This window comes from Pseudomonas sp. PA-1-3F, from assembly GCF_021609665.1.
Taxonomy (GTDB): Bacteria; Pseudomonadota; Gammaproteobacteria; order Pseudomonadales; family Pseudomonadaceae; genus Aquipseudomonas; species Aquipseudomonas paracarnis.
Map to the genome: position 1 here is coordinate 99,278 of NZ_WJZD01000013.1, position 25,794 is coordinate 125,071.

The 25,794-nt window shown below is 60.1% G+C and carries 23 protein-coding genes; 13 read left to right on the top strand and 10 right to left on the bottom strand.

Translation table 11 applies throughout. From position 1 onward, the window contains the following. Nucleotides 1-158 precede the first annotated feature (158 nt). Nucleotides 159-1,550: a GABA permease gene (gene gabP, locus GIV26_RS11480; RefSeq protein ID WP_236280556.1), complete on the top strand. Its 1,392-nt coding sequence runs from the start codon at nucleotides 159-161 to the stop codon at nucleotides 1,548-1,550. Between the two features lie 255 nt (nucleotides 1,551-1,805). Here the strand turns inward: gabP and GIV26_RS11485 are convergent, their stop codons facing one another. Then, a complete protein-coding gene (locus GIV26_RS11485; RefSeq protein ID WP_236280559.1) occupies nucleotides 1,806-2,765 on the bottom strand; it encodes a leucyl aminopeptidase in 960 nt (319 codons plus the stop codon). Nucleotides 2,766-2,838: 73 nt separating this feature from the next. After that, nucleotides 2,839-2,976, bottom strand: a complete 138-nt coding sequence (locus tag GIV26_RS11490; RefSeq protein ID WP_003175756.1) for a hypothetical protein — start codon at nucleotides 2,974-2,976, stop codon at nucleotides 2,839-2,841. A gap of 648 nt (nucleotides 2,977-3,624) precedes the next feature. On the opposite strand from GIV26_RS11490, the gene GIV26_RS11495 reads away from it, so the two are divergent. The 3 genes from GIV26_RS11495 (at nucleotide 3,625) to arfB (ending at nucleotide 6,255) form a co-directional block, all read left to right on the top strand. Next, a complete protein-coding gene (locus GIV26_RS11495; RefSeq protein ID WP_072448466.1) occupies nucleotides 3,625-5,046 on the top strand; it encodes an amino acid permease in 1,422 nt (473 codons plus the stop codon). Between the two features lie 100 nt (nucleotides 5,047-5,146). Beyond that, nucleotides 5,147-5,830 carry a pentapeptide repeat-containing protein gene (locus GIV26_RS11500; protein WP_054918208.1) on the top strand — a complete coding sequence of 228 codons (684 nt, stop codon included), beginning with the start codon at nucleotides 5,147-5,149 and terminating at the stop codon, nucleotides 5,828-5,830. An 11-nt stretch (nucleotides 5,831-5,841) separates the two neighbouring features. Further along, a complete protein-coding gene (gene arfB, locus GIV26_RS11505; protein ID WP_034128536.1) occupies nucleotides 5,842-6,255 on the top strand; it encodes an alternative ribosome rescue aminoacyl-tRNA hydrolase ArfB in 414 nt (137 codons plus the stop codon). On the opposite strand, the gene GIV26_RS11510 is transcribed toward arfB, so the two are convergent. The 3 genes from GIV26_RS11510 to GIV26_RS11520 all read right to left on the bottom strand — a co-directional run bounded on the left by GIV26_RS11510 (nucleotide 6,252) and on the right by GIV26_RS11520 (nucleotide 8,408). Further along, the gene (locus GIV26_RS11510; protein WP_236280561.1) at nucleotides 6,252-7,448 is read right to left on the bottom strand and encodes an MFS transporter; all 1,197 of its coding nucleotides are present in this window, start codon (nucleotides 7,446-7,448) and stop codon (nucleotides 6,252-6,254) included. The genes arfB and GIV26_RS11510 overlap by 4 nt on opposite strands. Before the next feature lie 103 nt (nucleotides 7,449-7,551). Next, nucleotides 7,552-7,734 (bottom strand): hypothetical protein, encoded by a 183-nt coding sequence (locus GIV26_RS11515; RefSeq protein WP_014719677.1) that lies wholly within the window; start codon nucleotides 7,732-7,734, stop codon nucleotides 7,552-7,554. Between the two features lie 362 nt (nucleotides 7,735-8,096). Next, nucleotides 8,097-8,408 carry a DUF962 domain-containing protein gene (locus tag GIV26_RS11520; RefSeq protein WP_060763606.1) on the bottom strand — a complete coding sequence of 104 codons (312 nt, stop codon included), beginning with the start codon at nucleotides 8,406-8,408 and terminating at the stop codon, nucleotides 8,097-8,099. A 160-nt stretch (nucleotides 8,409-8,568) separates the two neighbouring features. On the opposite strand from GIV26_RS11520, the gene GIV26_RS11525 reads away from it, so the two are divergent. Further along, nucleotides 8,569-9,627: an AraC family transcriptional regulator gene (locus GIV26_RS11525; protein ID WP_096144820.1), complete on the top strand. Its 1,059-nt coding sequence runs from the start codon at nucleotides 8,569-8,571 to the stop codon at nucleotides 9,625-9,627. Here GIV26_RS11525 and GIV26_RS11530 read toward each other — a convergent pair. From GIV26_RS11530 to GIV26_RS11550, 5 genes are all read right to left on the bottom strand, one after another. Further along, complete coding sequence (locus tag GIV26_RS11530; RefSeq protein ID WP_003193780.1) at nucleotides 9,584-11,038, bottom strand: TrkH family potassium uptake protein; 1,455 nt, start codon at nucleotides 11,036-11,038, stop codon at nucleotides 9,584-9,586. The genes GIV26_RS11525 and GIV26_RS11530 overlap by 44 nt on opposite strands. Nucleotides 11,039-11,280: 242 nt before the next feature. Then, nucleotides 11,281-12,618 carry an imelysin family protein gene (locus GIV26_RS11535; RefSeq protein WP_236280564.1) on the bottom strand — a complete coding sequence of 446 codons (1,338 nt, stop codon included), beginning with the start codon at nucleotides 12,616-12,618 and terminating at the stop codon, nucleotides 11,281-11,283. Nucleotides 12,619-12,744: 126 nt separating this feature from the next. Beyond that, on the bottom strand, nucleotides 12,745-14,796 hold the full coding sequence (locus tag GIV26_RS11540) for a putative bifunctional diguanylate cyclase/phosphodiesterase (RefSeq protein WP_236280567.1): 2,052 nt from the start codon (nucleotides 14,794-14,796) through the stop codon (nucleotides 12,745-12,747). A gap of 565 nt (nucleotides 14,797-15,361) precedes the next feature. Further along, nucleotides 15,362-15,958: a superoxide dismutase gene (locus GIV26_RS11545; RefSeq protein ID WP_003175739.1), complete on the bottom strand. Its 597-nt coding sequence runs from the start codon at nucleotides 15,956-15,958 to the stop codon at nucleotides 15,362-15,364. A gap of 178 nt (nucleotides 15,959-16,136) precedes the next feature. Beyond that, nucleotides 16,137-16,736, bottom strand: coding sequence for a LysE/ArgO family amino acid transporter (locus GIV26_RS11550; protein WP_034128530.1), 600 nt, complete (start codon nucleotides 16,734-16,736; stop codon nucleotides 16,137-16,139). Nucleotides 16,737-16,836: 100 nt separating this feature from the next. Here GIV26_RS11550 and GIV26_RS11555 point away from each other — a divergent pair, with 100 nt between their 5' ends. From GIV26_RS11555 to GIV26_RS11590, 8 genes are all read left to right on the top strand, one after another. Beyond that, on the top strand, nucleotides 16,837-17,733 hold the full coding sequence (locus GIV26_RS11555; protein WP_034128529.1) for a LysR family transcriptional regulator ArgP: 897 nt from the start codon (nucleotides 16,837-16,839) through the stop codon (nucleotides 17,731-17,733). 98 nt (nucleotides 17,734-17,831) lie between these two features. Beyond that, nucleotides 17,832-18,830: an NAD-dependent epimerase/dehydratase family protein gene (locus GIV26_RS11560; protein ID WP_236280570.1), complete on the top strand. Its 999-nt coding sequence runs from the start codon at nucleotides 17,832-17,834 to the stop codon at nucleotides 18,828-18,830. Between the two features lie 127 nt (nucleotides 18,831-18,957). Next, nucleotides 18,958-19,782 (top strand): hypothetical protein, encoded by an 825-nt coding sequence (locus GIV26_RS11565; protein ID WP_054896699.1) that lies wholly within the window; start codon nucleotides 18,958-18,960, stop codon nucleotides 19,780-19,782. Nucleotides 19,783-20,011: 229 nt separating this feature from the next. Next, nucleotides 20,012-21,271, top strand: a complete 1,260-nt coding sequence (locus GIV26_RS11570) for a D-mannose isomerase (protein ID WP_236280573.1) — start codon at nucleotides 20,012-20,014, stop codon at nucleotides 21,269-21,271. Nucleotides 21,272-21,375: 104 nt separating this feature from the next. Next, nucleotides 21,376-22,662: an ABC transporter substrate-binding protein gene (locus GIV26_RS11575; RefSeq protein ID WP_003193767.1), complete on the top strand. Its 1,287-nt coding sequence runs from the start codon at nucleotides 21,376-21,378 to the stop codon at nucleotides 22,660-22,662. A 169-nt stretch (nucleotides 22,663-22,831) separates the two neighbouring features. Beyond that, the gene (locus GIV26_RS11580; protein WP_003193765.1) at nucleotides 22,832-23,740 is read left to right on the top strand and encodes a carbohydrate ABC transporter permease; all 909 of its coding nucleotides are present in this window, start codon (nucleotides 22,832-22,834) and stop codon (nucleotides 23,738-23,740) included. Further along, complete coding sequence (locus GIV26_RS11585) at nucleotides 23,733-24,578, top strand: carbohydrate ABC transporter permease (protein WP_003193763.1); 846 nt, start codon at nucleotides 23,733-23,735, stop codon at nucleotides 24,576-24,578. The genes GIV26_RS11580 and GIV26_RS11585 overlap by 8 nt, the downstream gene beginning before the upstream one ends. Before the next feature lie 2 nt (nucleotides 24,579-24,580). Beyond that, nucleotides 24,581-25,741, top strand: coding sequence for an ABC transporter ATP-binding protein (locus GIV26_RS11590; RefSeq protein ID WP_096144824.1), 1,161 nt, complete (start codon nucleotides 24,581-24,583; stop codon nucleotides 25,739-25,741). Nucleotides 25,742-25,794 lie beyond the last annotated feature (53 nt).

Below are 25,794 nucleotides of genomic sequence, written 5' to 3' on the forward strand. Positions count from 1 at the left end.
GAGTAGTGAATTGTCCTACAGCCCCCGCCAACTGTGGTTCTGAAATATTTTGGCGCAAATCTTGCGTAAAAAATAAAGAACGCCCTGTTGGATTCTTTTCACGAGAAAGGCTGCAAGCCGGGCGAACCGTTTTCGCAATTCCTCGCAAAGGTGTGTCAATGAGTAGTACGCAAAGCTCCAATGACCTCGAACAGGGGCTCAAACCGCGTCACGTCACCATGCTGTCGATTGCCGGTGTCATCGGCGCCGGTTTGTTTGTCGGCTCCGGCCATGCGATCGCTGCTGCCGGCCCGGCTGTGCTGTTGGCCTATGCAGCCGCCGGTACGCTGGTAGTCCTGGTGATGCGCATGCTGGCCGAGATGGCCGTTGCGTCACCGGATACCGGTTCGTTCTCTACCTATGCCGACCGGGCAATCGGCCACTGGGCCGGTTTCACCATTGGCTGGCTCTACTGGTGGTTCTGGGTGCTGGTGATTCCACTGGAAGCCAACGCGGCGGCGACCATCCTGCACGCCTGGTTCCCCGACGTGGCGATCTGGGTGTTCACCCTGGTCATTACCTTGCTGCTCACCGCAACCAACTTGTTCAGCGTGAAGAACTACGGCGAGTTTGAGTTCTGGTTTGCGCTGATCAAGGTCGTGGCGATCGTGGGCTTTGTGACCCTCGGCCTGGCCGCGATCTTCGGCTTCTTGCCCACCAGCCAGGTCAGCGGTGTTTCGCACCTGTTCGATACCCAAGGGTTCATGCCCAACGGCATGGGTGCCGTATTGGCGGCGATCCTGACCACCATGTTCTCGTTCATGGGCACCGAGATTGTCACCATCGCCGCAGCCGAATCGAAGAACCCGGGCCAGCAAATCACCAAGGCCACCAACTCGGTGATCTGGCGGATTGGTTTGTTCTACCTGTTGTCGATCTTCATCGTGGTGTCCCTGGTGCCTTGGAACGATCCGACCTTGGCTGCCGTAGGTTCCTACCAGACCGTGCTGGAGCGCATGGGCATTCCGAACGCCAAGCTGATTGTCGACCTGGTGGTGCTGGTTGCCGTGACCAGCTGCCTCAACTCGGCGCTGTACACCGCGTCGCGCATGCTGTTCTCCCTGGGCCGTCGCGGTGACGCACCGGCCGTGGCCAAGCGCACCAACAAGAGCGGCACGCCTTACTGGGCGGTGTTGCTGTCTACCGGCGCCGCGTTCCTGGCGGTATTCGCCAACTACGTCGCTCCGGCGGCGGTGTTCGAATTCCTGCTGGCCAGCTCCGGCGCCATTGCGTTGCTGGTGTACCTGGTGATTGCGGTGTCGCAACTGCGCATGCGCCAGAAGCGTGCGGCAGCGGGCGAGAAGATCGTCTTCAAGATGTGGCTGTTCCCAGGCCTGACGTACGCGGTGATGGTGTTCATCGTCGGTACGTTGACCATCATGTTGTTCCAGGAAGCACACCGGGTCGAGATCATCGCCACCGGGGTTCTGAGCTTGCTGGTGGTATTGGCGGGGTTGGTGGTGGCGAGCCGTCGCAAGGCCCAAAGAGTGGGGGCTGCGGCGCTTAACTGACGAGAGACGGTGGTAGCGCACCGCGCAACAATGTGGGAGCCGGGCTTGCCAGTCAGTTAAGACAGAATCGGTAACTGTGGCGAGGGAGCTTGCTCCCGCTGGGGCGCGAAGCGGCCCCAAAAAAGGGACTGCTACGCAGTCCAGCGGGAGCAAGCTCCCTCGCCACAAGTCACTGGTTGTCTGCTCTAGCTCTTAACTGACTGGCATTAGGGCAAGCCCGGCTCCCACAGGGATCTCTACACGTCTGACGGTCTTTTAAAAGGCAAAGGCGCCATCAAATACCGGCTTGTCATCCAGCGCCAACACCCCACTGGCAAAGATCAGGTCCAGGTGATGACTGCCTTTCTGCCCGCCACCCAAGCCCAGGTGCAGCCCGCAGTGACGCTCTTCAAACCCGGCATTGCGCGCATACAGGTCCTTGACCCCTTCATTGGTGCCAATCCCCAACTCCTCCACGCGACGGTTGGACGGGTTGGCATTCAGGTACTTGTTGAAGTCATCTGCCAGCCCCGGCACTTCGCTGGCCACGCTGCAAACGGTGGAGTTCTCGATCCATAACTCCAACGGGGATTGCAGCACGCCATATTTGCGTGCAAAGGGGATGGTACTGAGGAAGGTGCCGACAAACCGCACCTGGCCGTTGATGGCTTCGCTGTGGGTGGCGATTTCGCCGGGCGCCAGGTCGTGGTTGCCGACGCCGTTGATATTGGTCCACTTCTTGATGCTGCTCATCGGCGCTTCCAGGCGCGAACCGTGTTTGTCGGTAAAACTCAGCACGTTGGCCTGGGCCATGCGCCGGATCAGTGTGGCGTTGAGGTCGGCGATGCGTTGGGGCTCGACGCTGAAGGTGTCGTAAAAATAGTCGCCGTAATCCTTGAACAGCAGGGATTTCTTCCAGTGCTCGGCCATCACGCCTTGCAGAGCGCGGATAAAGTCAGGGCCTTCGGCGCGTGGGTTGGGCAGCGTGGAGGAATCGTAGAGAAACAGGTACAGGTCACAGGTTTGAATGGCTTGTGCCAGGGTGTCGCTGGGCGCCAGGTCCAGGCGTTGCAGTTGGAAGTTGAAGCGGGCGGCGCTGCCGTGGGTGATCGCCTGGGCGATGGCTTCATAGCGCTCGGTATGGCCCAGCAACACGGTGGGGCGATTCAGAGCGTTGAGGGCCGGGTGGTGAGCAAGGTAGTAGAGAAAATGTTCGACGGCGCGGGCCTTGTCCATGACGGGTGTCCTTCGGTGCCTTGGGTAAGGGGGCAGGCGCCGTGCACAGCGCCTGCCGGATGCCTGCCGGTTATTAGAAAGGCCACATCGCGGTGCCAAAAGGCACAACGGCATCGGCTTGCATCATTTCAACGGCGGCCTCATGGGTCGGCGCTTCAAACCAATCGTCGAGTTGCAGTTCGGTTTCCAGGTCGTTTTCCAGTGCTTGCATGGTGTATCTCCTAGAGGACGTTGATTGAGAACGGCTCACCCACGGGCTTCGCGGGCAAGTGGAAAGAACCTAGAAGAGAGTGTTTCGAAATGCAAAAAATTTATTGACACGGTTTCATTTGGATTTTTTCTTCTGTTTTTTGGCGGATTTTTTTTATTCAGGCAAAACAGTAAATTGGCTGAAGCGATTCTTCAGACGTGGCCTTCCGACAGAATTCCGTTGAGGGCTGCCAAAGTCTGGCTGTAACGCAGGATTTCCGTGGTGTAACGATAGATTTACGTAACTGCCCTGCCGTTGTTGGGGGGCGCGCCGATGTAAGCATTAGCTGACAGAATTGCCTGTGCACTTTCCCGGTGCGTGCCGAAGCTGTCGAGCGGTGTACAATGCGCCGCGTTTTACTGTGACCCCCCTTGCGTACCCACGCAAAAGGCCAAGACCTCAGGGTTTGATCCCCCTGATCACTCCGCCTGGCCACGAGCCGGACGGGTTCGATTTCGTCACAGATAAAAACAAACAGGTGACGCATGACCGTTAGAAAGAAGCTGTACTCCTGGTGCCTGCGCTGGGGTTTGAGCGGCGCTGCTTGAGTCGGTAATTCAAGGCAGCAACCTGCATTCAACTCTTCAAACCTTGCGTGAGACCCTTTTCATGAGTGGACCCCATTCCTCTTCAGGCGAGCTGAAACGCGGCCTGAAAAATCGGCATATCCAGTTGATCGCCCTCGGTGGCGCCATCGGCACCGGCCTGTTCCTGGGCTCGGCCGGGGTGCTCAAATCCGCCGGCCCGTCGATGATCCTGGGCTATGCCATCTGCGGCTTTATCGCCTTCATGATCATGCGCCAGCTTGGCGAAATGATCGTCGAGGAGCCCGTCGCCGGCTCCTTCAGCCATTTTGCCCACAAGTACTGGGGCGGTTTCGCCGGTTTTCTGTCGGGCTGGAACTGCTGGATTCTGTACATTCTGGTGGGTATGTCGGAGCTGACGGCCGTCGGCAAGTACGTGCATTACTGGTGGCCGGAGATTCCGACCTGGGTCTCTGCGGCGGCCTTCTTCGTGCTGATCAACGCGATCAACCTGGCCAACGTCAAAGTCTTCGGTGAAGCCGAGTTCTGGTTCGCCATCATCAAGGTAGTGGCGATCGTCGGCATGATTGCCTTGGGCAGCTACCTGCTGGTCAGCGGCAGCGGCGGCCCGCAAGCCTCGGTCAGCAACCTGTGGGAGCATGGTGGTTTCTTCCCCCATGGCGTCGGCGGCTTGGTGATGGCCATGGCGATTATCATGTTCTCCTTCGGCGGCCTGGAAATGCTCGGCTTTACTGCTGCCGAAGCCGACCAGCCACGTACTGTTATCCCCAAGGCGATCAATCAGGTGATCTACCGCATCCTGATTTTCTACATCGGTGCCCTGGTGGTGCTGCTGTCGCTCACACCGTGGGACAGCCTGCTGGCGACCCTCAACGCCTCCGGCGATGCCTACAGCGGTAGCCCGTTCGTGCAGGTGTTCTCGATGCTGGGCAGTAACACCGCCGCGCATATCCTCAACTTCGTGGTGCTGACCGCCGCGCTGTCGGTGTACAACAGCGGTACCTACTGCAACAGCCGCATGCTCTTGGGCATGGCCGAGCAGGGCGACGCGCCCAGGGCCCTGGCGAAGATCGACAAGCGCGGCGTGCCGGTGCGTTCGATCCTGGCCTCGGCGGCGATCACCCTGGTGGCGGTGCTGATGAACTACCTGATGCCCCATGACGCGCTGGAACTGCTGATGTCGCTGGTGGTGGCCACGTTGGTTATCAACTGGGCGATGATCAGTTTCTCCCACGTCAAGTTCCGCCAGCACATGAACCGCACCGGCCAGGTGCCGCTGTTCAAGGCGTTGTGGTATCCGTATGGAAACTACATCTGCTTGGCGTTCGTGGTGTTTATCCTGGTGATCATGCTGATGATGCCGGGGATTCAGGTGTCGGTATATGCGATCCCGGTGTGGGTAGCGTTCATGGCAGTATGTTACTGGATCAAGAACAAGCGCACGGCGCGGCCGGCTATTGGCGCAACGGGTCCGGTTCTGGAGTAGGACTTTTCCCCTTGCAGAAAACCCGGCGCCCTGCCGGGTTTTTTGTGGGTATGGCAGGTTAGAATCGCCCCCTCTTTTTTCCGCATGCCCGGAGGCCCCGATGCAATACACCGACGTCGCCGATAGCGCCTTGCAGCGCGATGAGCTGGAAGACTTGATAGACCGGCACAGCGGCCCTTTGCGCTTGATCGGAGTAGATTTAAGTGGCGTCGACCTGTCGCGCATGGCACTGGACAACTGGGTGTTCGAGCGCTGCACACTGGTCCAGACCTCGTTTCTCGGTTCTCGACTGGAAGGGACTCAGTGGAAAAACTGCCGAGCCAGCCTCGCCATTTTCGAAGCGGCCAACCTGCTCGAGGCGCAATTCCACAGTTGCGATCTGAACAACACTCGTTGGCAGCGCAGCAAACTGTCCCAGGCGACTTTTACCCAGTGCAAGCTGACGGGCGCCAATTTCACCCATTGCGCGTCACTGGGGCTGAGCTTCAGCGAAACCCTGCTCAACAGTGCCTTTTTATCCGGGTTGTCGTTTGCTCGAAGTGTGCTCAAGAATCTGGATTTTTCCGACAGCGACTTGTCGGATACGGACTTTCGCAAGGCTGAACTGGTCGACTGCAGCCTCGCACATGCCCGCATCAACGGCGCTAATTTTGCGGGTGCCGACTTGCGCGGTGCAGATTTGAGCGGTTTTCGTCTCAATGATGCCAAACTGTTCAAAGGCGCCGTGATTTCCAAAGCCCAGGCGTCGATATTGTTGTCCGAGTTGGGCTTGTCCGTTGCCTAAGGTTTTGATTGATGCTGGAAATTTCCAACAATGTGCACCTGCCCGACGCCGAGATCGAGCTGACCGCCATTCGTGCCCAGGGTGCCGGTGGGCAGAACGTCAATAAAGTGTCGAGTGCGGTGCACCTGCGGTTTGATATTCCGGCCTCGTCGTTGCCGGAGTTTTACAAGGAGCGCCTGCTGGCGCTGCGTGACAGCCGGATCACCAGCGAAGGCGTGCTGGTGCTCAAGGCCCAGCAATATCGCACCCAGGAGCAGAACCGCGCCGATGCGCTGGAGCGCCTGGTGGAGTTGATCCAGAGCGCCACCAAGGTCGAGAAAAAACGCCGTCCGACCAAGCCTACCCTGGGCTCGAAGAAACGCCGCCTGGAGTCCAAGACCAAGCGCGGCAGCATCAAGGCCGGGCGCGGCAAGGTCGACTTCTAGGCGTCGCGTGTTTCGCGGGCCTTGGGCGCCTGGCGGTACAGGTAGACGCTCAGCAGCAAACCGGCGAAAGCTGCGAGGGCGGCGAACAGGAAGATTGAGGCAAAGCCAAAACCTGCCGCCACGGCGCCCGCCAGCGGCCCGGTGATGCCCAGGGACAAGTCAATAAACAGCGAATAGGCGCCCACCGCCGAACCTCGGCTGGAGGCTGGCACCAGGTTGACCGCCTCTACCCCCAGCGCCGGGAACACCAGGGAAAAGCCGAAACCGCTCAACGCCGCACCCGCCAACGCCAGTTGGGCATCCGGCGCCAGCCACAGCAACAGCAGGCCCAGCACTTCCACTGACAGGCAGGCGATTGCGACGCGAAAACCGCCAATGCGGTTGATCAAATTGCCAAACAGCAAGCGTGCGCCGATAAAACTGGCACCGAACAGGCTCAAGGCCCACACCGCGTTATCCCAGTGCTGGGTGCTGTAATACAACGTGATAAAGGTGGCGATGGTGCCAAAGCCGATGGAGCCCAGCGCTAGCGCGCAACCATGGGGCAGCACGCGGCCCAGCACGTTCATGAACGGCAAACGGATGCCGGGCACAATCGGCGCCGCTTGTTTTTTCCAGGCCAACAGCACACCCAGCACGGCCAACAGAATGATGCTGACGCCCATGCTCCACAGCCCAAAATGGCTGACCAGCAGCACCCCCAGCGGCGCACCGACCGCCAGCGCGCCGTAGCTGGCGATGCCGTTCCAGGAAATAACCTTGGCCGTGTTCGCCGCGCCGACACGGCCAATGCCCCAGCCAATCGCGCCCGAACCCACCAGGCTTTCAGCGCTGCCCAGCACCAGCCGCCCGACCAGCAGGCAGCCGAGGCTCATAGCCGGCAGGCTGGAAAACCACGCCGCAAACAACATGAACACGCCACTCAAACCGCAGCCCACCAAGCCGAGCATCACGGCGCGCTTGCTGCCCAGATTGTCGATGATCTTACCGGCATAGGGGCGGCTCAGCAGGGTTGCCAGGTATTGCACGCTGATCACCAGCCCGGCGATGACGGCGCCATAGCCCAGCTGGCTATGAACATAGCCCGGTAATACGGCCAGGGGGATGCCGATATTCAAATAGCCGATGAAGGTAAACAGCACGATGGAAACAACTTGCAGCGTGACCGCCATGGGGCGCTGGGTATCTGGCATGGGAGGGATCCACTGTCGCAGCAGGTAAAGATAGGCTGCTAATGATACCGGCGCGCAGGCCGGGCAGGGCGGCAAAAATGTAAAACGTCAGCTCTAAAGCCGATCAAGCTTGGGTGGGGGCCAGCAATTGAGTGGTCACCAGGGCAGCCAAAGCGTTTTCCTGGGTGCCAAAGCGCTTGAGCAGTGCTGCTTGCTTGTCGGCACTGAGGCGGTTCCAGACTTCGACCATCTGCAAGGCAGCGTCGAGTACAGCGGCATCCGGCGTGTCGGAAGGGGAAGTGGTCATAGTGACGGTCTCGGATGATTCAGGCAGTGTGGAAAGCGCTCAAAGGCGCGCTTTCCACACGGTCTGGTACGGCGTCAGTCTCGGCTTTCGCGCTCGACTGGTTTTGCTTCTTTGGCCTCAGGCTGCTTGTCGCTGGCCTGCTGCGGTGTTGGCTGCTCAGTTGGGTGCAGGCTTGGGAAGGGGAGATTAGGTATCTCGTGCATCGTGGTCGCTCCTCGCAAGGTCTGTTTTTTCAATCGCAGGTGATTCCGCGCTCTCAAAAAGCCTTGGCAGGATACAGCACCGTAAATGACAAAAAGACTTTTATCTCGACGTATGCACAATTTTAATGGTTCAGACGCAAGTGACATGAGGTCACACCCCTAGAACGGCACCTTGCCCAGAATCATGTCGCGGTACATCACAAAATCCCCCAGCAAGCTGTAGAACGGGTGCTGAAAGGTGGCGGGGCGGTTCTTTTCGAAGAAGAAGTGGCCAATCCAGGCAAAGCTGTAGCCCGCCAGGGGCAACGCCAGTAGCAGAACCAATGAGCCTCTGCCGATGGCGTACGCGAGAATGCCTATTACCAGGGTGGTGCCGATAAAGTGCAGGCGTCGGCAGGTGCTGTTGCCATGCTCGGCCAAGTAGTACGGGTAGAACTCGGCAAAACTGTTGTATTTCTTGATGTTTTCCACGGTCACCGGCCCTCTGGTTGTTGTGCCGCCAACGGGTGTGCGGCGGGGAGTTTATTTGAGTCTAGAGTGATCAGTGGTAACAGCCAGTGACAATAGATGCCACTTTAGTATCCTTGGCTTCCTGGCTGCCGTTTGAGCCTGCTTTCAACAAGAAGACGCCATGAGCGAACGAACAACTTCTGCAAGCTGGGCGATGGGCATTGTCAAGGCGCTGGAAATGGATGGCCTGGATTGCCGTGCCTTGTTCAAGCAACTGGGCCTGGATTATGCGGCCCTCAGTGATCCCGATGCGCGCTTCCCGCAAGACGCCATGACCCGCCTGTGGCAACGCGCGGTAGAGGTGTCGGGTAACCCGGCGATTGGCCTGAACATGGGCAAGGTGGTGCGCCCGGCCTCGTTTCACGTTGCCGGTTATGCGTTGATGTCCAGCAACACCCTGGCCGAAGGCTTTATGCGATTGGTGCGCTACCAGCGCATCATCGCCGAAAGCGCTGATTTGAGTTTTCGACTGTTACCCGAAGGCTATGCGTTGATTCTGACGGTGCATGGCGATCACCTGCCGCCCACCCGTCAAAGCGCCGAAGCCTCGCTGGCCAGCGCCCTGGCCCTGTGTGGCTGGCTCACCGGGCGCACCCTGCAGCCCCGCAAAGTGCTGCTGCAAGGCGAGCAGCCAGCGGACCTGGCGCCCTACCAACAGGCCTTTCATGCGCCTTTGCAATTCAATGCACCCTATGACGCGCTGATTTTCGAGCAGGCTGACATGGAGGCGCCGCTGCCCACGGCCAACGAAGCCATGGCGCTGTTGCATGATCGCTTTGCCGGTGAATACCTGGCACGTTTTTCCGAAAGCCGCGTGACCCATAAGGCGCGTCAGGTGCTGTGCCGCCTGTTGCCTCAGGGCGAGCCCAAGCGCGAAGCGGTGGCCCAGACGCTGCACCTGTCCCAGCGCACCTTGCAGCGGCGTTTGCAGGAGGAGGGCACCAGTTTCCAGGCCTTGCTTGATGACACCCGGCGCGAACTGGCCGAGCAGTACCTGGCACAACCCAGCATGACCTTGCTGGAAATCGCCTACCTGTTGGGGTTTGCCGACCCGAGCAACTTTTTCCGCGCGTTTCGCCGCTGGTTCGATGCCACGCCCGGCGAATACCGGGCGCGGTTGCAGCAAATGTCGACCGTCAGTGACGCCAGAACGCCGGAATGCACAACACAAACACGGTGATGATCTCCAGGCGTCCCAACAACATGCCCAGGGACAGGATCCACTTGGCGGCATCCGGCAGGGTGGCGAAGTTGCCGGCCGGGCCGATGGTTTCGCCCAGGCCGGGGCCGACGCCGGAAACGGTACTGGCGGCGCCGGTCAATGCGGTCATCCAGTCCACGCCCAGCAGTGACAGGGCCAGGGCGATCATGCAGATGGTAATGGCGAAGAAAAACGAAAAAGTCAGAATCGAGCGCACGATCTCCTCATCGAGGCGATGGCCGTTGTACTTCTGCTTGATCACCGCGCGGGGATGGATCAACTGATTCAAGTTGGCTTTGAGCAGGATGTAGGCCACCTGGAAACGGAAGATCTTGATACCGCCTGCGGTGGAGCCCGAGCAGCCGCCGATAAAGCCCAGGTAGAAAAACAGCATCAGTGAGAAGTTGCCCCACAGGCTGTAGTCCCCCAGTGCAAAGCCGGTGGTGGTCACCACAGACGTCACGTTCAGCGCAACATGGCGCAAGGCATCGAGCCAATGCAGGTTGGTGGTCCACCAGTACCAGGTGCCGAGTACCAGCCAGGTCACCAGCAACAGGCCGAGCAAGCCTTGCACCTGCTGGTCCTTGATCAGCGCTCGACGGTTACCGCGCAAAGTGGCCACGTACAGGGCGAACGGCAAGCTGCCAAGGATCATTACCACCACCGCGACCCAGTGCACCGCCGGTTGTTTCCAATGGGCCAGGGACTCGTCCGAGGTGGAAAACCCACCCGTGGAAATCGCCGACATCGCATGGTTGATCGCATCGAACACGCCCATTCCGGCCCACCAGAAGGCTAGGCTGCCGAAGATGGTGATGCCCACATACGCCGCCACGATCAGGCGCGCCACCATGTGTGAACGAGGCATGACCTTTTCCGAGCGGTCCGAGGATTCGGTCTGGAACAGGCGCATGCCACCAATGCGCAGCAGCGGCAGGATCGCCACCGCCATGCCGATAAAGCCGATACCGCCGAGCCAGTGCAGCAACGAACGCCACATCAAAATGCCCGGCGACATGCTGTCCAGGCCGCTCAACACGGTGGAGCCGGTGGCGGTGATGCCGGACATGCTTTCAAAGAACGAGTCGGTGTAGCTGATGTGCTGGGTCAGCAAAAAGGGCAGGGCGGCGAAGATGCACACCACCACCCAACTGCTGACCGTCAGCAGGTACATGTCCCTGGGGCGCAGGTGCACGTGCTCGGGGCGGCCAGGAATGACCAACGCCAACCCGGCGATAAAGGTGATCAGGCTGGCCCACAGGAACGAGGGCAGGTCGCTGGTGCGTTCGAAGATCACCAGGGTCGCCATCGGGATCACCATGGCGACCGCAAGGGTGATCAGGAAGATGCCGATGATGAAACCGATGATGCGCAGGGTCGGCAACGCCATGAAGTTCGCTCGGGTGATTGGGCAGAGGCGCCATTCTACCTGCGGTGCAGGTCTTGTAAACCAAGGGCAGCCGGTTGATGGAGAACCCCTGTGGGAGCTGGCTTGCCAGCCGGCGGATATCCACCTGACGCCCCGCAATCCAATGTGGGAGCAGGCAAGCCAGCTCCCACAGGTATAACGGCGGCAGTTATTGCGCGCATGAAAAAGGCGACCCGCAGGTCGCCTCTTTCAACTGCGCTTGATCAGAACTCGTGATCAGCGCTGTCCGGGTTCAGGTCGCTGATGCCCAGCTTGCCAGCAGCGGCTTCGATCGAGCCGGTCTGCTTGACCAGGGCGGCAATCGAGTCACGCACGATCTGGTTGCCCTTTTCATTGTCAGCGGCGATCAACTGGTCGTAGTGCTCGCCGTTGTTGGCGTGGTCAACCATCACCTGGATCTTCGCTTCGGTGGCTGCCAGGTCAGCCTTGAGGGCTGCGTCGGCTGCCGGGTCGACCTTGGCCACCAGAGACGACAGGCTGGCGCCGGTCAGCTTGGTGCCGTCAACACGGGTGTATTCGCCCAGGTAGACGTTACGGATGCCCTTGGCGTCGTAGAAATGCGAGTAATGGGTGTTGTCGCTGAAGCAGTCCTGCTCGTCTTCCGGCGAGTTGGCTTCCAGGGACACTTTCATGCGCTCCCCGGCGAGCTCGCCCAGGGACAGGCTGCCCATGCCGAACAGCATTTTACGCAAGCCGTCGGTGCCCGGTTCCGACTCCAGGGTGGCGCGGTAGTTGTCTTCGACGTTGGGCTTCCAGTTGCCGACCATTTCCTGCAGGTCGCTGACCAGCAGTTGGGTGACGGCGCGCAGGTAGGTGCGGCGACGCTCGTTGTGGCCGCCGGTTGCACCGTCACCGGTCATGTAGTCCGATGCCGGGCGGTTGCCCGCGCCTGGGCCGGTGCCGTTGAGGTCCTGGCCCCACAGCAGGAATTCGATGGCGTGGTAGCCGGTGGCGACGTTCGCTTCGGAACCGCCCAGTTCATTGAGGCTGGCGAGTTTTTCCGGAGTGATCTCCTTGACGTCGACCTTGTCTTCGCCGACCTGGATCTCGTTATTGGCGATGATATTGGCGTTCGCACCTGGGTTGCCCAGCGCGTGCTCGTAGGACTTGTCGACGTAGTCGATCAGGCCTTCGTCCAGGGGCCAGGCGTTCACCTGGCCTTCCCAGTCGTCGATGATGGTGTTGCCGAAGCGGAATACTTCGCTCTGCAGGTAGGGTACGCGTGCGGCGATCCAGGCGGTACGGGCCGCTTTCAGGGTTTCGTCGTTCGGGTTGGCGAGGAAGGTATCGATTGCGGTCTGCAGGGTTTTTGCGGTGGATTCGGCATCGCTGTACACCGCAAACACCATGTCTGCGTAGTGCGCGACCACGGCCTTGGCGGCCGCTTCGTCGACCTGGCCAGCCGGGGCAGCCGCCGGTGCGGTAGTGCTGGCGGCAGCGGGTGCCTGGGGCGCGGCGGCCTTGTCTTTACCTTCGCCGCAACCGGCGAGAGAAATGGCAATGGCCAGCAGACTGGCGGTGGCCAGGGGCATACGAATCATGGCGAACATCCTGCTTCGGTTGTTGAAAGGGCGCGCGGGGAGCGCAAACGCTGCGACATAATGCGAAAGATTTGCATTTTGTGTAAAGGCTTATACGCGGGAAATATTGAGTATCGAAGTGTAAATTCAAAGACTCAAGGCGTTATTGCGCTCGGACTGCTTCAGATAAGCCGTCAACTCCCGGGCCTGCAGCGGTTTGCTGTAGTGATAACCCTGCCCCTCATGGCACCCCTCGGAGATGATGTAGGCCTCCTGTTCGGCAGTCTCCACGCCTTCGGCAATCACCTGCATGCCCAGGCTTTTGCCCAATTGGATAATGGCGCGCACGATGGTGGCGTCATCGTCGTCGTCCTGCAGGTCCTGGACGAAGCTCTTGTCGATCTTGATCTTGTCCAGGGGCAGGCTCTTGAGGTAACTCAGGGATGAGTAGCCGGTGCCGAAGTCATCAATGGCGATCAGCGCGCCGGAGCGACGCAGGCTCAGCAGGTGCTGGGCGGCGGTGCTGATGTCTTCCATCAGGCCGGTCTCGGTCACTTCCAGCTCCAGGCTGCGGGGCGGCAGGCGATAGATCTGCATCAGGTTGTTGACCACCCGCGGCAACTCGGTGTGGTGCAGTTGCACGGTGGACAGGTTGACGGCCATGCGCAGCGCGGTGAAACCCTGGTCATGCCATTCGCGCAGTTGCCGACACGCCTGGTCCAGCACCCATTCGCCGATGGGAATGATGGTGCCGTTCTGTTCCGCCAAAGGAATGAACAAGTCCGGCGGTACCAGCCCATGTTCCGGGTGTTGCCAGCGCAGCAGGGCTTCCACACCGACCACGTGATGGTCGAGATAGCTGATTTGTGGTTGGTACACCAAGTGAAACTGCTCGCGGCCCAAGGCGTCTCGCAAGTCTTTCTCCAGTTCACGACGCCGGCGCATTTCGCTGTCGACGCTGGCGATATAAAACTGATAGCGGTTGCGCGAGCGGCTCTTGGCCAGGGTCATGGTCTGCTCGGCTTTCTGGAGCAACTTCTCGGTGCTGTCGCCATCTTCCGGGAACAGCGTGATGCCGATGGTGGCGCGCAGGCGGATCAGGTCATGCTCAAGGGCGAACTCTGCTTCCAGGTCATCAAGGATGCTTTGCGCCAGTTCGGCGGCTTCGTAGGGCTGGTCGATATCGGCTTGCACCAGGGCGAACTGGTCGCCGCCCAGGCGGGCGAGCGTGCCCAGGTGGCCACTATGGGCGCGCAAGCGATCAGCCAGCGCCAACAAGAGTTTGTCGCCGGCCTGGTAGGTGAATTGCTCGTTGACGCTCTTGAAATCATCCAGCCCCACGCACAACACCGCGACACGGCGTTGCCGGCGGCCGGCGTCCGTGAGGATTTTGTCCAGTTGCGCCTGCAACTTCTGGCGGTTCGGCAGGCCGGTCAGGAAGTCGTATTGGGCCATGCGCAACAGGCTCGATTCGGCCTCGTGGCGCAGGTGGGTATTGCGCTCGATGGATTCGAGCAATTGGTTGGCGGTGTTTATCCACTGCCCCAGTTCGTTGCGTTCGTGGCCCTTGAGCTGAGGGATCTTGTGCTCGCTGGGGCGGTCCGGGTTGATCGAGGTCAGGTGCTCGATCATCCGCGACAGCGGTTTGGTGAGCATCCAGTGATACACCAGGTACAGCACCAGCCCCATGACCAGGGCGCGCAATACGCCCGAGATAAAGATGATGACCGAGCTGACCAGAAAACTTCGACCATAGGTGGCGGTGTCGAGGGTGATGCTCAGGTCGCCGTAATATTCGCTGTAGGGGCCCTTGCCCACCAACGCAGTAGTAAAGGAGCGTTCCTGGCCAAGAATCAGGTCGGTCAACCAGCGGCTGGGCGACTGCTGTAAAGGACGGCTTTTTTCCGCCAGCATGGTCTCGTTGGGGTGCCCGATGGAAGCCATGCGCACAGCGTCGTCCTGGAACAGACCTTCGATCACCTGCATGCCCATCTCGCGATCCAGGCTGTACACGGCCTGGGTCGAGGGGTCGCGAAACATGTCGAGGATGCGCTGGGCATCGCCCGCCACGGCCTGGCGCGTTTTGTAGGCATCAAAAACGATCTGCGCCACGCTCAGCGCCACACCCACGATCAATGCCGACAGCAGCACAACCCGTAGCAACTTCACCGACAAGCTGTTCTTGAGTTCCAGCTTCAAAGGGGCATTCCTTGTCTCATGCGGGTGGCCGTCAATATGCCATGAGTATTGGCAATCTGGTGATGGCAGTCAAAGGGACATTCGGGCTTGAGATTAATTGAGGGGGGCTGGATAAACGTGGAGGGATACCCGCTTATGTCAGGACGTTTGAGGCGTGGGCAAAGGGCCGGGCGTGGGCTGGACGTCGGGCAGAGAAGAAGAAGGCGGAACAGATCCGCCCTCTGTTTGGCGACGCTCTCAAAAATTGATCTTACCCTCTGGCTGTTGCTCTTCCCCTCCGACCTTTGACTGTTCACCCGCTATGTCTACGAGTTTGCCCGTCAAGTCCAGTGCGCTTTTCGCCAGGTCCATTCCCTTCTCAAGAAGACCGGATAACATTGGCACTGCACCCGCGGCCGTTGAAATAGGATCCATTGTCATTCTCCACATTGATTCAGGAGGTTTATTCCTCCTGGCGTTTGTGTGGTGAATAGTTACCGTTGGGTTCCGGGATTTCTGGCATGGCAATCAGGGCGCCCATGAAAAAGCCCGGCAATCGCCGGGCTCTTTTTACTGCAAGCGTCGCTTAGGCAGTGAAGGTCTTGCCTTCGAACTGCTCAGCCACGAACTTCCAGTTGACCAGGTTCCAGAACGCTTCTACATACTTTGGACGCACGTTGCGGTAGTCGATGTAGTAGGCGTGTTCCCAGACGTCGCAGGTCAACAGCGGGGTGTCGCCGTTGGTCAGCGGGTTGCCGGCGCCGATGGTGCTGGCCAGGGCCAGGGAACCGTCAGCCTTTTTCACCAGCCAGCCCCAACCGGAACCGAAGGTGCCGACCGAAGTCTTGGTGAACTCTTCCTTGAACTTGTCGAACGAACCGAACGCAGCGTTGATGGCTTCAGCCAGTGCGCCGGTTGGTTGGCCACCGGCGTTCGGCGCCAGGCAGTTCCAGTAGAAAGTGTGGTTCCAGACCTGAGCGGCGTTGTTGAAGATGCCGCCCGAGGAAGACTTGACGATCTCTTCCAGGGTCTTGCCTTCGAACTCGGTGCCAGGCACCAGGTTGTTCAGGTTCACGACATAGGTGTTGTGGTGCTTGTCGTGGTGGTATTCCAAGGTTTCCTTGGAGATGTGCGGCTGCAGGGCATCGTGTGCGTAGGGCAGCGGCGGCAATTCGAAAGCCATGATGATTCTCCTAATCAGGTCAGTTGCGGTGAGCGCAAGGCCGATCACGGGCGGCCAAACATGCGCCGGGGAGTTTGTACTCTTTGCGGCGCAGGGGGCCGATCATAGCACCGGGGGTGCGGCATAACCACGCAACAACTGTGTGGGATAGAGGTTCCAGAGCGTTTTGGAATATTGCTCAGGCGCTGATCAGTTGATAGGCCACCGAGAACATCATCGCGGCCACCAGCAGGTCCAGCAGGCGCCAGGTGGCCGGGCGTGCCAGCCAGGGTGCCAACCATGCCGCACCCAGCGCCAGGGTGGCGAACCACAGGAACGATGCACTGGCTGCACCGGCTACGTAGGCACCGGGTTCGGTTTGTTGCGCGCCCAGGGAGCCGATCAGCAGGACGGTATCCAGGTAGACATGGGGGTTGAGCAAGGTGACCGCCAAAGCGCTCAGCAGCACAGCGCGTAATGAGCGCGTCTTGAGGGTGTCGCTTTGGTCCAGGCTCTGCTTGGAGCACGCCCTGCGCAGCGCGCATGCGCCATACCAGAGCAAGAACGCTGCGCCGCCCCAGCGTGCCACCGCCAGCAGTATCGGGCTCTGCGCCAGCACGGTGGCCAGCCCGAATACCCCAGCGGCCACTAGCAGTGCGTCGCAGATCACACACAACGCCGCCACGGGTAAGTGGTGTTCGCGGCGCAGGCTCTGCGCGAGTACGAATGCATTTTGGCTGCCGATTGCCATGATCAACCCGAGGGCCACCAGCAAACCGTTCATATAGCTTTGCCACATAGAGGGAGATCCTTGTTGATGCTCAAACGATGCTGGCTATGGTGCGGGTCGGGGCTGTATAAGAAAAACCAATATTGCTGATCGCTCATTAGAGGAACTGATGTTCGACTATAAATTGCTTTCCGCCCTGGCGGCGGTGGTGGAACAAGCCGGCTTTGAGCGCGGTGCCCAGGTGTTGGGGCTGTCGCAATCAGCCATCTCCCAACGCATCAAGCTATTGGAGGCGCGCGTCGGCCAGCCGGTGTTGATACGGGCCTCGCCGCCAACGCCCACCGATATCGGTCGGCGCCTGCTTAACCATGTGCAGCAGGTGCGTTTGCTGGAGCGTGACCTGCAAAGCCAAGTGCCGGCCCTGGACGAGGAGGGCATGCCTGAGCGCCTGCGCATTGCCCTGAATGCCGACAGCCTCGCCACTTGGTGGGCCGAGGCAGTCAGCGACTTCTGCGCCGAACAGCATGTGTTGCTGGACCTGGTGGTCGAAGACCAGACCGTGGGCCTCAAGCGCATGCGCGCCGGTGAAGTGGCGGCCTGCATTTGTGCCAGCGAGCGTCCTGTGGCCGGTGCTCGCAGCCTGTTGCTGGGCGCCATGCGTTATCGGGCGCTGGCCAGCCCGGCCTTTCTGGCGCGGCATTTTCCTGGAGGCGTGCGGGCCGACCAATTGGCGCGCACGCCTGCGCTGGTGTTCGGCCCGGATGATTTCCTGCAGCACCGCTACCTGGCGTCCCTTGGCGTGGACGGTGGTTTCGAACACCATCTGTGCCCTTCATCCGAAGGTTTTATCCGCCTGACGGAAGCCGGCCTGGGGTGGGGCCTGGTGCCTGAATTGCAGGTGCGCGACCAGTTGGAAACCGGTGTATTGGTCGAGTTATTGCCAGATAAGCCCATCGATGTGCCGCTGTACTGGCATCATTGGCGCAGTGGCGGGCAACTGTTGGGCTTGTTGACTGACCATCTGGCCCAGGTATGTGGCCGTTGGCTGGTGCCCTATCAGCAGTGACAAGCGTCAAGCTGCAAGCTGCGGGTGAAGAGCTCGCAGATCGTTTTTAACTTGCAGCTTTAAGCTTGACGCTTGCAGCTGCATCCGTAGGAGGCTTCATGAAAATTCTGGTCACCGGCGCAAGCGGCTTCATTGGCGGGCGCTTTGCGCGCTTCGCCCTTGAGCAGGGCCTGGACGTGCGGGTCAACGGGCGGCGCGCCGAGGGTGTGGAACACCTGGTGCGGCGCGGTGCCGAGTTCATCCAGGGTGATTTGAATGATGCCGACCTTGTGCGCGACCTGTGCCGCGATGTCGAAGCCGTGGTGCATTGCGCCGGCGCCGTTGGGCTGTGGGGCAAGTACCAGGACTTCCACCAGAACAACGTATTGGTCACCGAAAACGTCGTCGAAGCCTGCCTGAAACAGCGCGTGGGGCGCCTGGTGCACCTGTCGTCGCCGTCGATCTATTTTGACGGTCGCGATCACCTTGGGCTCACCGAAGAGCAAGTGCCCAAGCGTTTCAAGCATCCCTATGCCGCTACCAAGTACCTGGCCGAGCAGAAGGTGTTCGGCGCCCAGGAGTTCGGCCTGCAAGTGATAGCCCTGCGCCCACGCTTTGTCACCGGGGCCGGCGATATGAGTATCTTCCCGCGCTTGCTGAAAATGCAGCGCAAGAACCGTCTGGCGATCGTCGGCGACGGTTTGAACAAAGTCGACTTCACCAGCGTGCACAACCTCAACGAGGCGCTGCTCAGCAGTTTGCTCGCCACCGGCTCGGCCCTGGGCAAAGCCTACAACATCAGCAATGGCGCACCGGTGCCGATCTGGGATGTGGTGAACTACGTGATGCGGCAGATGGAGCTGCCCCAAGTGACCCGCTATCGATCCTACGGTTTGTCCTACAGCGTGGCGGCGTTGAACGAGGCATTCTGCGCGATGTGGCCGGGGCGGCCGGAACCGGCGTTATCGCGTCTGGGCATGCAAGTGATGAATAAAAACTTCACCCTCGACATCAGTCGCGCCAGGCATTATCTCGACTACGAGCCCAAGGTCAGCCAGTGGGCCGCGCTCGACGAGTTCTGCAGTTGGTGGAAAGCCCAGGACCCGGGCCGCCAATAACCTCATAAGCAGCAACACTTCGGGAACCCCATTCCAGGTTCCGAGTCGATCCATGCGCCGGGAGTGCGGTTTATACTCCTGCCGCTCGGCTTTACAGCCAGCCATCTCATTGATTCAGGGTAGATTCATGCGCAACGATGCTAAAGACGACTTCGACAACGTTCCCAGCCTGCGGGCCGACCTTGGGGATGACGATGATTTCGTGCCGACCCCCGCGACGTCGGTGCGTTCGCGAACGACGCCCGTGGTCAAGGTCAAGAGCGCCAGCACTGGCCCGTTGTGGGCACTGGTCGGTGCGCTGTTGATCGCCTTTGCGGGCCTGGCCTGGTGGAGCTTCCAGCAGATTTCCCTGATGGGCCAGCAGTTGGTTGCCACCCAGGAAAGCTTTGCCCGCATCAGCGAGGAAGCGGCAGGACGGCTACAGGCGATTTCCGGCAAGGTCGTGGCCAGCGAAGCGAATGTGAACAACGGCAGCGAAGCCTTGAAGCTGCAGATCAAGCAACTGGAAGCCCAGTTGCAGGAGCAGGGTAAGCAACAGTTGGGCGTCGCCGGTCAAACCACCGAACTTGACAGCCGCCTGGCCCAGATGAGCGCCAGCAACACCGAGCTGACAGCGGCCAATACCAAGCTGCAAGGCCAGGTGCAGGCCCTCACTGACGCGGTCACCAGCCTCACGGCAGCACAGGCCGAGAGCAAGGGCCTGGCCACCGATGTGGCGGCCTTGAAGAAACAAGGCAACCCAAGCGCGGCCATCGCCCGCCTCGAGCAGGACGTGCTGGTGCTCAAGAGCGCCCAGGAAAACCAACCGGCCAATATCGACGCGCCGACCAACAAGGAATTTGACGTGTTCCGCATCCAGACCACGCGCAATATCACCACCTTGCAGAGCCAGGTGCAGAACTTGAATCAGCGTCTCAATGCGCCTGCTGCGGTCACCCCACTGGGTCAATGAACTCAAAATCATCCTCTGCAGGAGCGAGCTTGCTCGCAAAAAACGTTAACGATCACGCAGGTTTCCTGGAATAAACGCGGCGCTTGTGAGCTTTTCGCGAGCAAGCTCGCTCCTACATTAAGGTGTTGATTGTCACCACTCGGTGACATTTCTTTTCCCCTTCGTTACTTGCCCCTGCCGTGCCCTTGTTTAGACTCCGGTCATCCCAAAAAAACAATAAGGGCCACCCATGACCACCCACCCACTGCCTGCCAGCAGTTGGCTGAATGCACCTGCCCATCACGCTTGGCTCGCCGCGGAAGGCCAGCGCCTGTTGGCGTTCGCCAAGGCATCGCGCCTGCCGGACGGGTTCGGCAACCTCGACGATAAAGGCCAGTTGCCGGCCAATGCTCGCGCCGAAACCATGAACACCGCGCGCATGACCCACAGCTTTGCCATGGCCCATGCCATTGGGTTGCCGGGTTATGCCGAACTGGTGGCGCACGGTGTGGCAGCGCTCAGCGGCCCGCTGCGTGACAGTGAGCACGGTGGCTGGTTCGCCGCGCCCCAGGCGGCTGATGGCAACACCGGCAAGGCCGCCTATCTGCACGCCTTCGTGGCCCTCGCCGCCAGCTCTGCCGTGGTGGCCGGCGCGCCGGGTGCGCGCACATTAATGAACGACGCCGTCCATATCATCGACCAGTTCTTCTGGAGCGAAGAGGAGGGCGTCATGCTTGAATCCTTTGCCCGGGACTGGAGCGGCGTCGAAGCCTATCGTGGCGCCAACAGCAACATGCACGCCACCGAAGCTTTCCTGGCATTGGCCGATGTCAGTGGTGATACACGTTGGCTGGACCGTGCGCTGCGCATCGTCGAACGGGTGATCCACACCCATGCCGCTGGCAATCAATTCATGGTCATCGAACATTTCGATGCGCACTGGAAGCCGTTGCTCGGTTACAACCAAGACAACCCCGCCGATGGCTTTCGCCCCTACGGCATCACCCCCGGCCATGGTTTCGAATGGGCGCGGTTGTTGCTGCACCTTGAAGCTGCGCGCCTCAAGGCCAAGCTAGCCACGCCGGACTGGCTGGTGAGCGACGCCAAAGGCCTGTTTGCCAGTGCCTGCGAGTACGCCTGGGCGGTGGATGGTGCGCCGGGCCTTGTCTACACTCTGGATTGGAACCAGCGCCCGGTGGTACGCGAGCGCCTGCACTGGACCCATGCTGAAGCCAGCGCCGCTGCTCAGGCGCTGCTCAAACGTAGCGGCGAGCTGCATTACGAAACCTGGTACCGACGCTTCTGGGAGTTTTGCGAAACCCACTTCATCGACCGGCTCCAGGGCAGTTGGCACCACGAACTCAGCCCGCACAACCAACCCAGCAGTAAAATCTGGGGCGGCAAACCTGACCTGTACCATGCCTGGCAAGCGGTCGTGCTGCCTGCACTGCCCTTGGCACCCAGCCTGGCCAGTGCATTGGGCAGCGGATGCTATGTCACCAGGTGGTGACATTTGTGCGTCCCTTTGTTACCTGCGCCCCGAAAATCCATGTTTAAACTCCGTGCAGCGCAAGCTCTAGACTTGCATGCATAACAACAAGAAAAGGTACTCAGATGAACGCGATTAATCGCCTCGCCGTCGCTATTTCCATTGCCTCGTTGTTCCCCCTCAGTGCATTTGCCGCCGACTCCAAAGGTACGGTGGAAGTGGTGCATTGGTGGACCTCCGGCGGTGAAAAAGCGGCTGTGGATGTCCTGAAGGCCCAAGTTGAGAAAGACGGCTTCACCTGGAAAGACGGTGCAGTGGCAGGCGGCGGTGGCGCCACCGCCATGACCGTGCTGAAAAGCCGTGCGGTCGCTGGCAACCCGCCAGGCGTTGCCCAGATCAAAGGCCCCGATATCCAGGAATGGGCCTCTACTGGCCTGCTCGACACCGACGTGCTCAAAGACGTCGCCAAAGAAGAAAAATGGGATTCGCTGCTCGACAAGAAAGTCTCCGACACCGTGAAATACGACGGTGACTACGTGGCCGTGCCGGTGAATATCCACCGCGTGAACTGGCTGTGGATCAACCCGGAAGTCTTCAAGAAAGCCGGCATCACCAAGAACCCAACCACCCTCGAAGAATTCTACGCAGCGGGCGACAAGCTCAAGGCTGCAGGCTTCATTGCGCTCGCCCACGGCGGCCAGCCTTGGCAGGACAGCACCGTGTTCGAAGCGGTGGTGCTTTCGGTAATGGGCGCTGATGGCTACAAGAAAGCGCTGGTCGACCTGGATAACGGCGCACTGACCGGCCCGGAAATGGTCAAGGCCCTCACCGAGCTGAAGAAAGTCGCGACCTACATGGACGTCGACGGCAAGGGCCAGGACTGGAACCTGGAAGCTGGCAAGGTCATCAACGGCAAGGCCGGCATGCAGATCATGGGTGACTGGGCCAAGTCCGAGTGGACCGCCGCCAAGAAAGTCGCCGGCAAGGATTATGAGTGCGTTGCGTTCCCGGGCACTGATAAAGCCTTCACCTACAACATCGACTCCCTGGCGGTGTTCAAGCAGAAAGACAAAGGCACTGCTGCGGGTCAGCAGGACATCGCCAAAGTAGTGCTGGGTGAAAACTTCCAGAAGGTGTTCAGCATCAACAAGGGCTCGATCCCTGTGCGTAACGACATGCTGACCAAGATGGAATCCTACGGCTTTGATTCCTGCGCCCAGACCGCCGCCAAGGACTTCCTGGCCGACGCCAAGACTGGCGGCCTGCAGCCAAGCATGGCGCACAACATGGCCACCACCCTGGCGGTGCAAGGTGCGTTCTTTGATGTCGTGACCAACTTCATCAACGACCCGAAAGCCGACCCGGCCGACACGGCCAAGAAGCTTGGCGCGGCGATCAAGTCGGCCAAGTAACACCCTATGTAGGAACCCGGCTTGCTGTGGCGAGGGAGCTTGCTCCCGCTGGGGTGCGAAGCGCCCCCAAAGACAGCGTCTGCTTCGCAGCCGAGCGGGAGCAAGCTCCCTCGCCACAAAAGCGGGTTCCTGCAGGCTGTAGTCCTTTTTCCCTGTACTGGATTTTCCCATGAGTTCTGTTGCTGTGTTCAGCAAGGCCTCGCCATTCGATGTGCTGCAGCGCTGGCTCCCTAAACTGGTGCTGGCGCCGAGCATGTTCATCGTGCTGGTGGGCTTTTATGGCTACATCCTGTGGACGTTCGTGCTGTCGTTCACCACCTCGACCTTCCTGCCCAGCTACAAATGGGCGGGCCTGGCGCAGTATCAGCGGCTGTTCGATAACGACCGCTGGTGGGTGGCGAGCAAGAACCTGGCCGTGTTCGGCGGCATGTTCATCGGCATCACCCTGGTGATCGGTGTGCTGCTGGCGATTTTCCTCGACCAGAAAATCCGCCGCGAAGGCTTTATCCGCACCATTTACCTGTACCCGATGGCGCTCTCCATGATCGTCACCGGTACCGCCTGGAAATGGCTGCTCAACCCGGGCATGGGCCTGGACAAACTCCTGCGGGACTGGGGCTGGGAAGGCTTCCGTCTCGACTGGCTGATCGACCCGGACCGCGTGGTGTACTGCCTGGTGATCGCCGCTGTGTGGCAAGCCTCGGGCTTTATCATGGCGATGTTCCTCGCCGGCCTGCGCGGTGTTGATCAGTCGATCATCCGCGCTGCGCAGATCGATGGCGCAAGCCTGCCGCGTATCTACTGGAGCGTGGTGCTGCCGAGCCTGCGCCCGGTGTTCTTCAGTGCGGTGATGATCCTGGCGCACATTGCGATCAAGAGCTTCGACCTGGTGGCGGCAATGACCGCAGGCGGCCCGGGCTACTCGTCCGACCTGCCGGCTATGTTCATGTACTCGTTCACCTTCAGTCGCGGCCAGATGGGCATGGGTTCGGCCAGTGCAATCCTGATGCTCGGTGCGATCCTCGCGATCATTGTGCCGTACCTGTATTCCGAGCTGAGGACCAAGCGCAATGACTAGTCTCGCCGCCAAACCTGCCATCAGCCTGAGCCGCATCGCGATCTACGCGGTGCTGATCCTGGCGGTGCTGCTGTACCTGGTGCCGTTGGTGGTGATGCTGCTCACCAGCTTCAAGACCCCGGAAGACATCAGCACCGGTAACCTGCTGAGCTGGCCCACCGTGGTCAGCGGTATCGGCTGGGTCAAGGCCTGGGCCACCGTGGATGGCTACTTCTGGAACTCGATCAAGATCACCGTTCCTGCTGTGCTCATCTCTACCGCCATTGGCGCCTTGAACGGCTACGTGCTGTCGTTCTGGCGCTTCCGGGGTTCGCAGCTGTTCTTCGGCCTGCTGTTGTTCGGCTGCTTCCTGCCGTTCCAGACTGTGCTGCTGCCCGCGTCGTTCACCCTCGGCAAGATGGGCCTGGCCAGCACCACCACCGGCCTGGTGTTTATCCACGTGGTCTACGGCCTGGCGTTCACCACGCTGTTCTTCCGTAACTACTACGTGAGCATCCCGGATGCGCTGATCAAGGCAGCACGCCTGGACGGAGCGGGTTTTTTCACCATCTTCCGCCGGATCATCCTGCCGATGTCGACGCCGATCATCATGGTCTGCCTGATCTGGCAGTTCACCCAGATCTGGAACGACTTCCTGTTCGGTGTGGTGTTCTCCAGTGGCGACTCCCAGCCCATCACGGTGGCGCTGAACAACCTGGTCAACACCAGTACCGGGGCCAAGGAATATAACGTGGATATGGCGGCGGCGATGATCGCCGGGCTGCCGACCCTGCTGGTCTATGTGATCGCAGGCAAGTATTTCGTGCGCGGCCTCACGGCCGGCGCGGTCAAGGGGTAATCATGGCTACGCTTGAACTTCGCAATGTAAACAAGACCTATGGCGCCGGCCTGCCCGACACCTTGAAGAACATTGAACTGTCGATCAAGGAAGGCGAGTTCCTCATCCTGGTCGGCCCGTCGGGCTGTGGTAAATCCACGCTGATGAACTGCATCGCCGGCCTTGAGACCATCACCGGCGGCGCGATCATGATCGGTGATCAAGACGTGAGCGGCATGAGCCCCAAGGACCGTGACATCGCCATGGTGTTCCAGTCCTACGCGCTGTACCCGACCATGAGCGTGCGCGAGAACATCGAGTTCGGCCTCAAGATCCGCAAGATGCCGCAAGCCGACATCGACGCCGAAGTGGCGCGCGTGGCCAAGTTGCTGCAGATCGAACACCTGCTCAACCGCAAGCCGGGCCAGTTGTCCGGTGGCCAGCAACAGCGCGTGGCCATGGGCCGTGCCCTGGCGCGTCGGCCGAAGATCTACCTGTTCGACGAACCGCTGTCCAACCTCGACGCCAAGCTGCGGGTCGAGATGCGTACCGAAATGAAGCTGATGCACCAGCGTCTGAAAACCACCACCGTCTACGTGACCCACGACCAGATCGAAGCGATGACCCTGGGCGACAAAGTGGCGGTGATGAAGGACGGCATCATTCAGCAATTCGGCACCCCGAAGGAAATTTACAACGACCCTGCCAACCTGTTTGTGGCAAGCTTTATCGGTTCACCACCGATGAACTTCGTTCCCATGCGCCTAAAACGCCAGAACGGTGGTCTGGTCGCGCTGCTCGACAGCGGCCAGGCCCGTTGCGAGTTGCCGCTGGGCATGAATGACGCCGGTTTGGAAGACCGCGATGTGATCCTGGGCCTGCGCCCGGAGCAGATCGTGCTGGCAGCGGGCGAGGGCAACGGCTCGTCGAGCATTCGCGCCGAAGTGCAGGTGACCGAGCCTACCGGCCCGGACACCCTGGTGTTTGTGCAGCTCAATGACACCAAAGTCTGCTGCCGTTTGGCGCCGGACGTGGCACCGCAAGTGGGCGAGACACTGACCTTGCAGTTCGACCCGGCCAAGGTATTGCTGTTTGACGCCAAGACCGGTGAGCGGTTGGGCGCAGTGGCTTCATTGCCGGCACAGGGGCATGCCGACAATGTGACCCAGTTCAAGGGGCGTTGAGCAAGATAAGTGATTGTTTTAGTTAAAAAATGTAACCCGCGTTAGATAAAAAC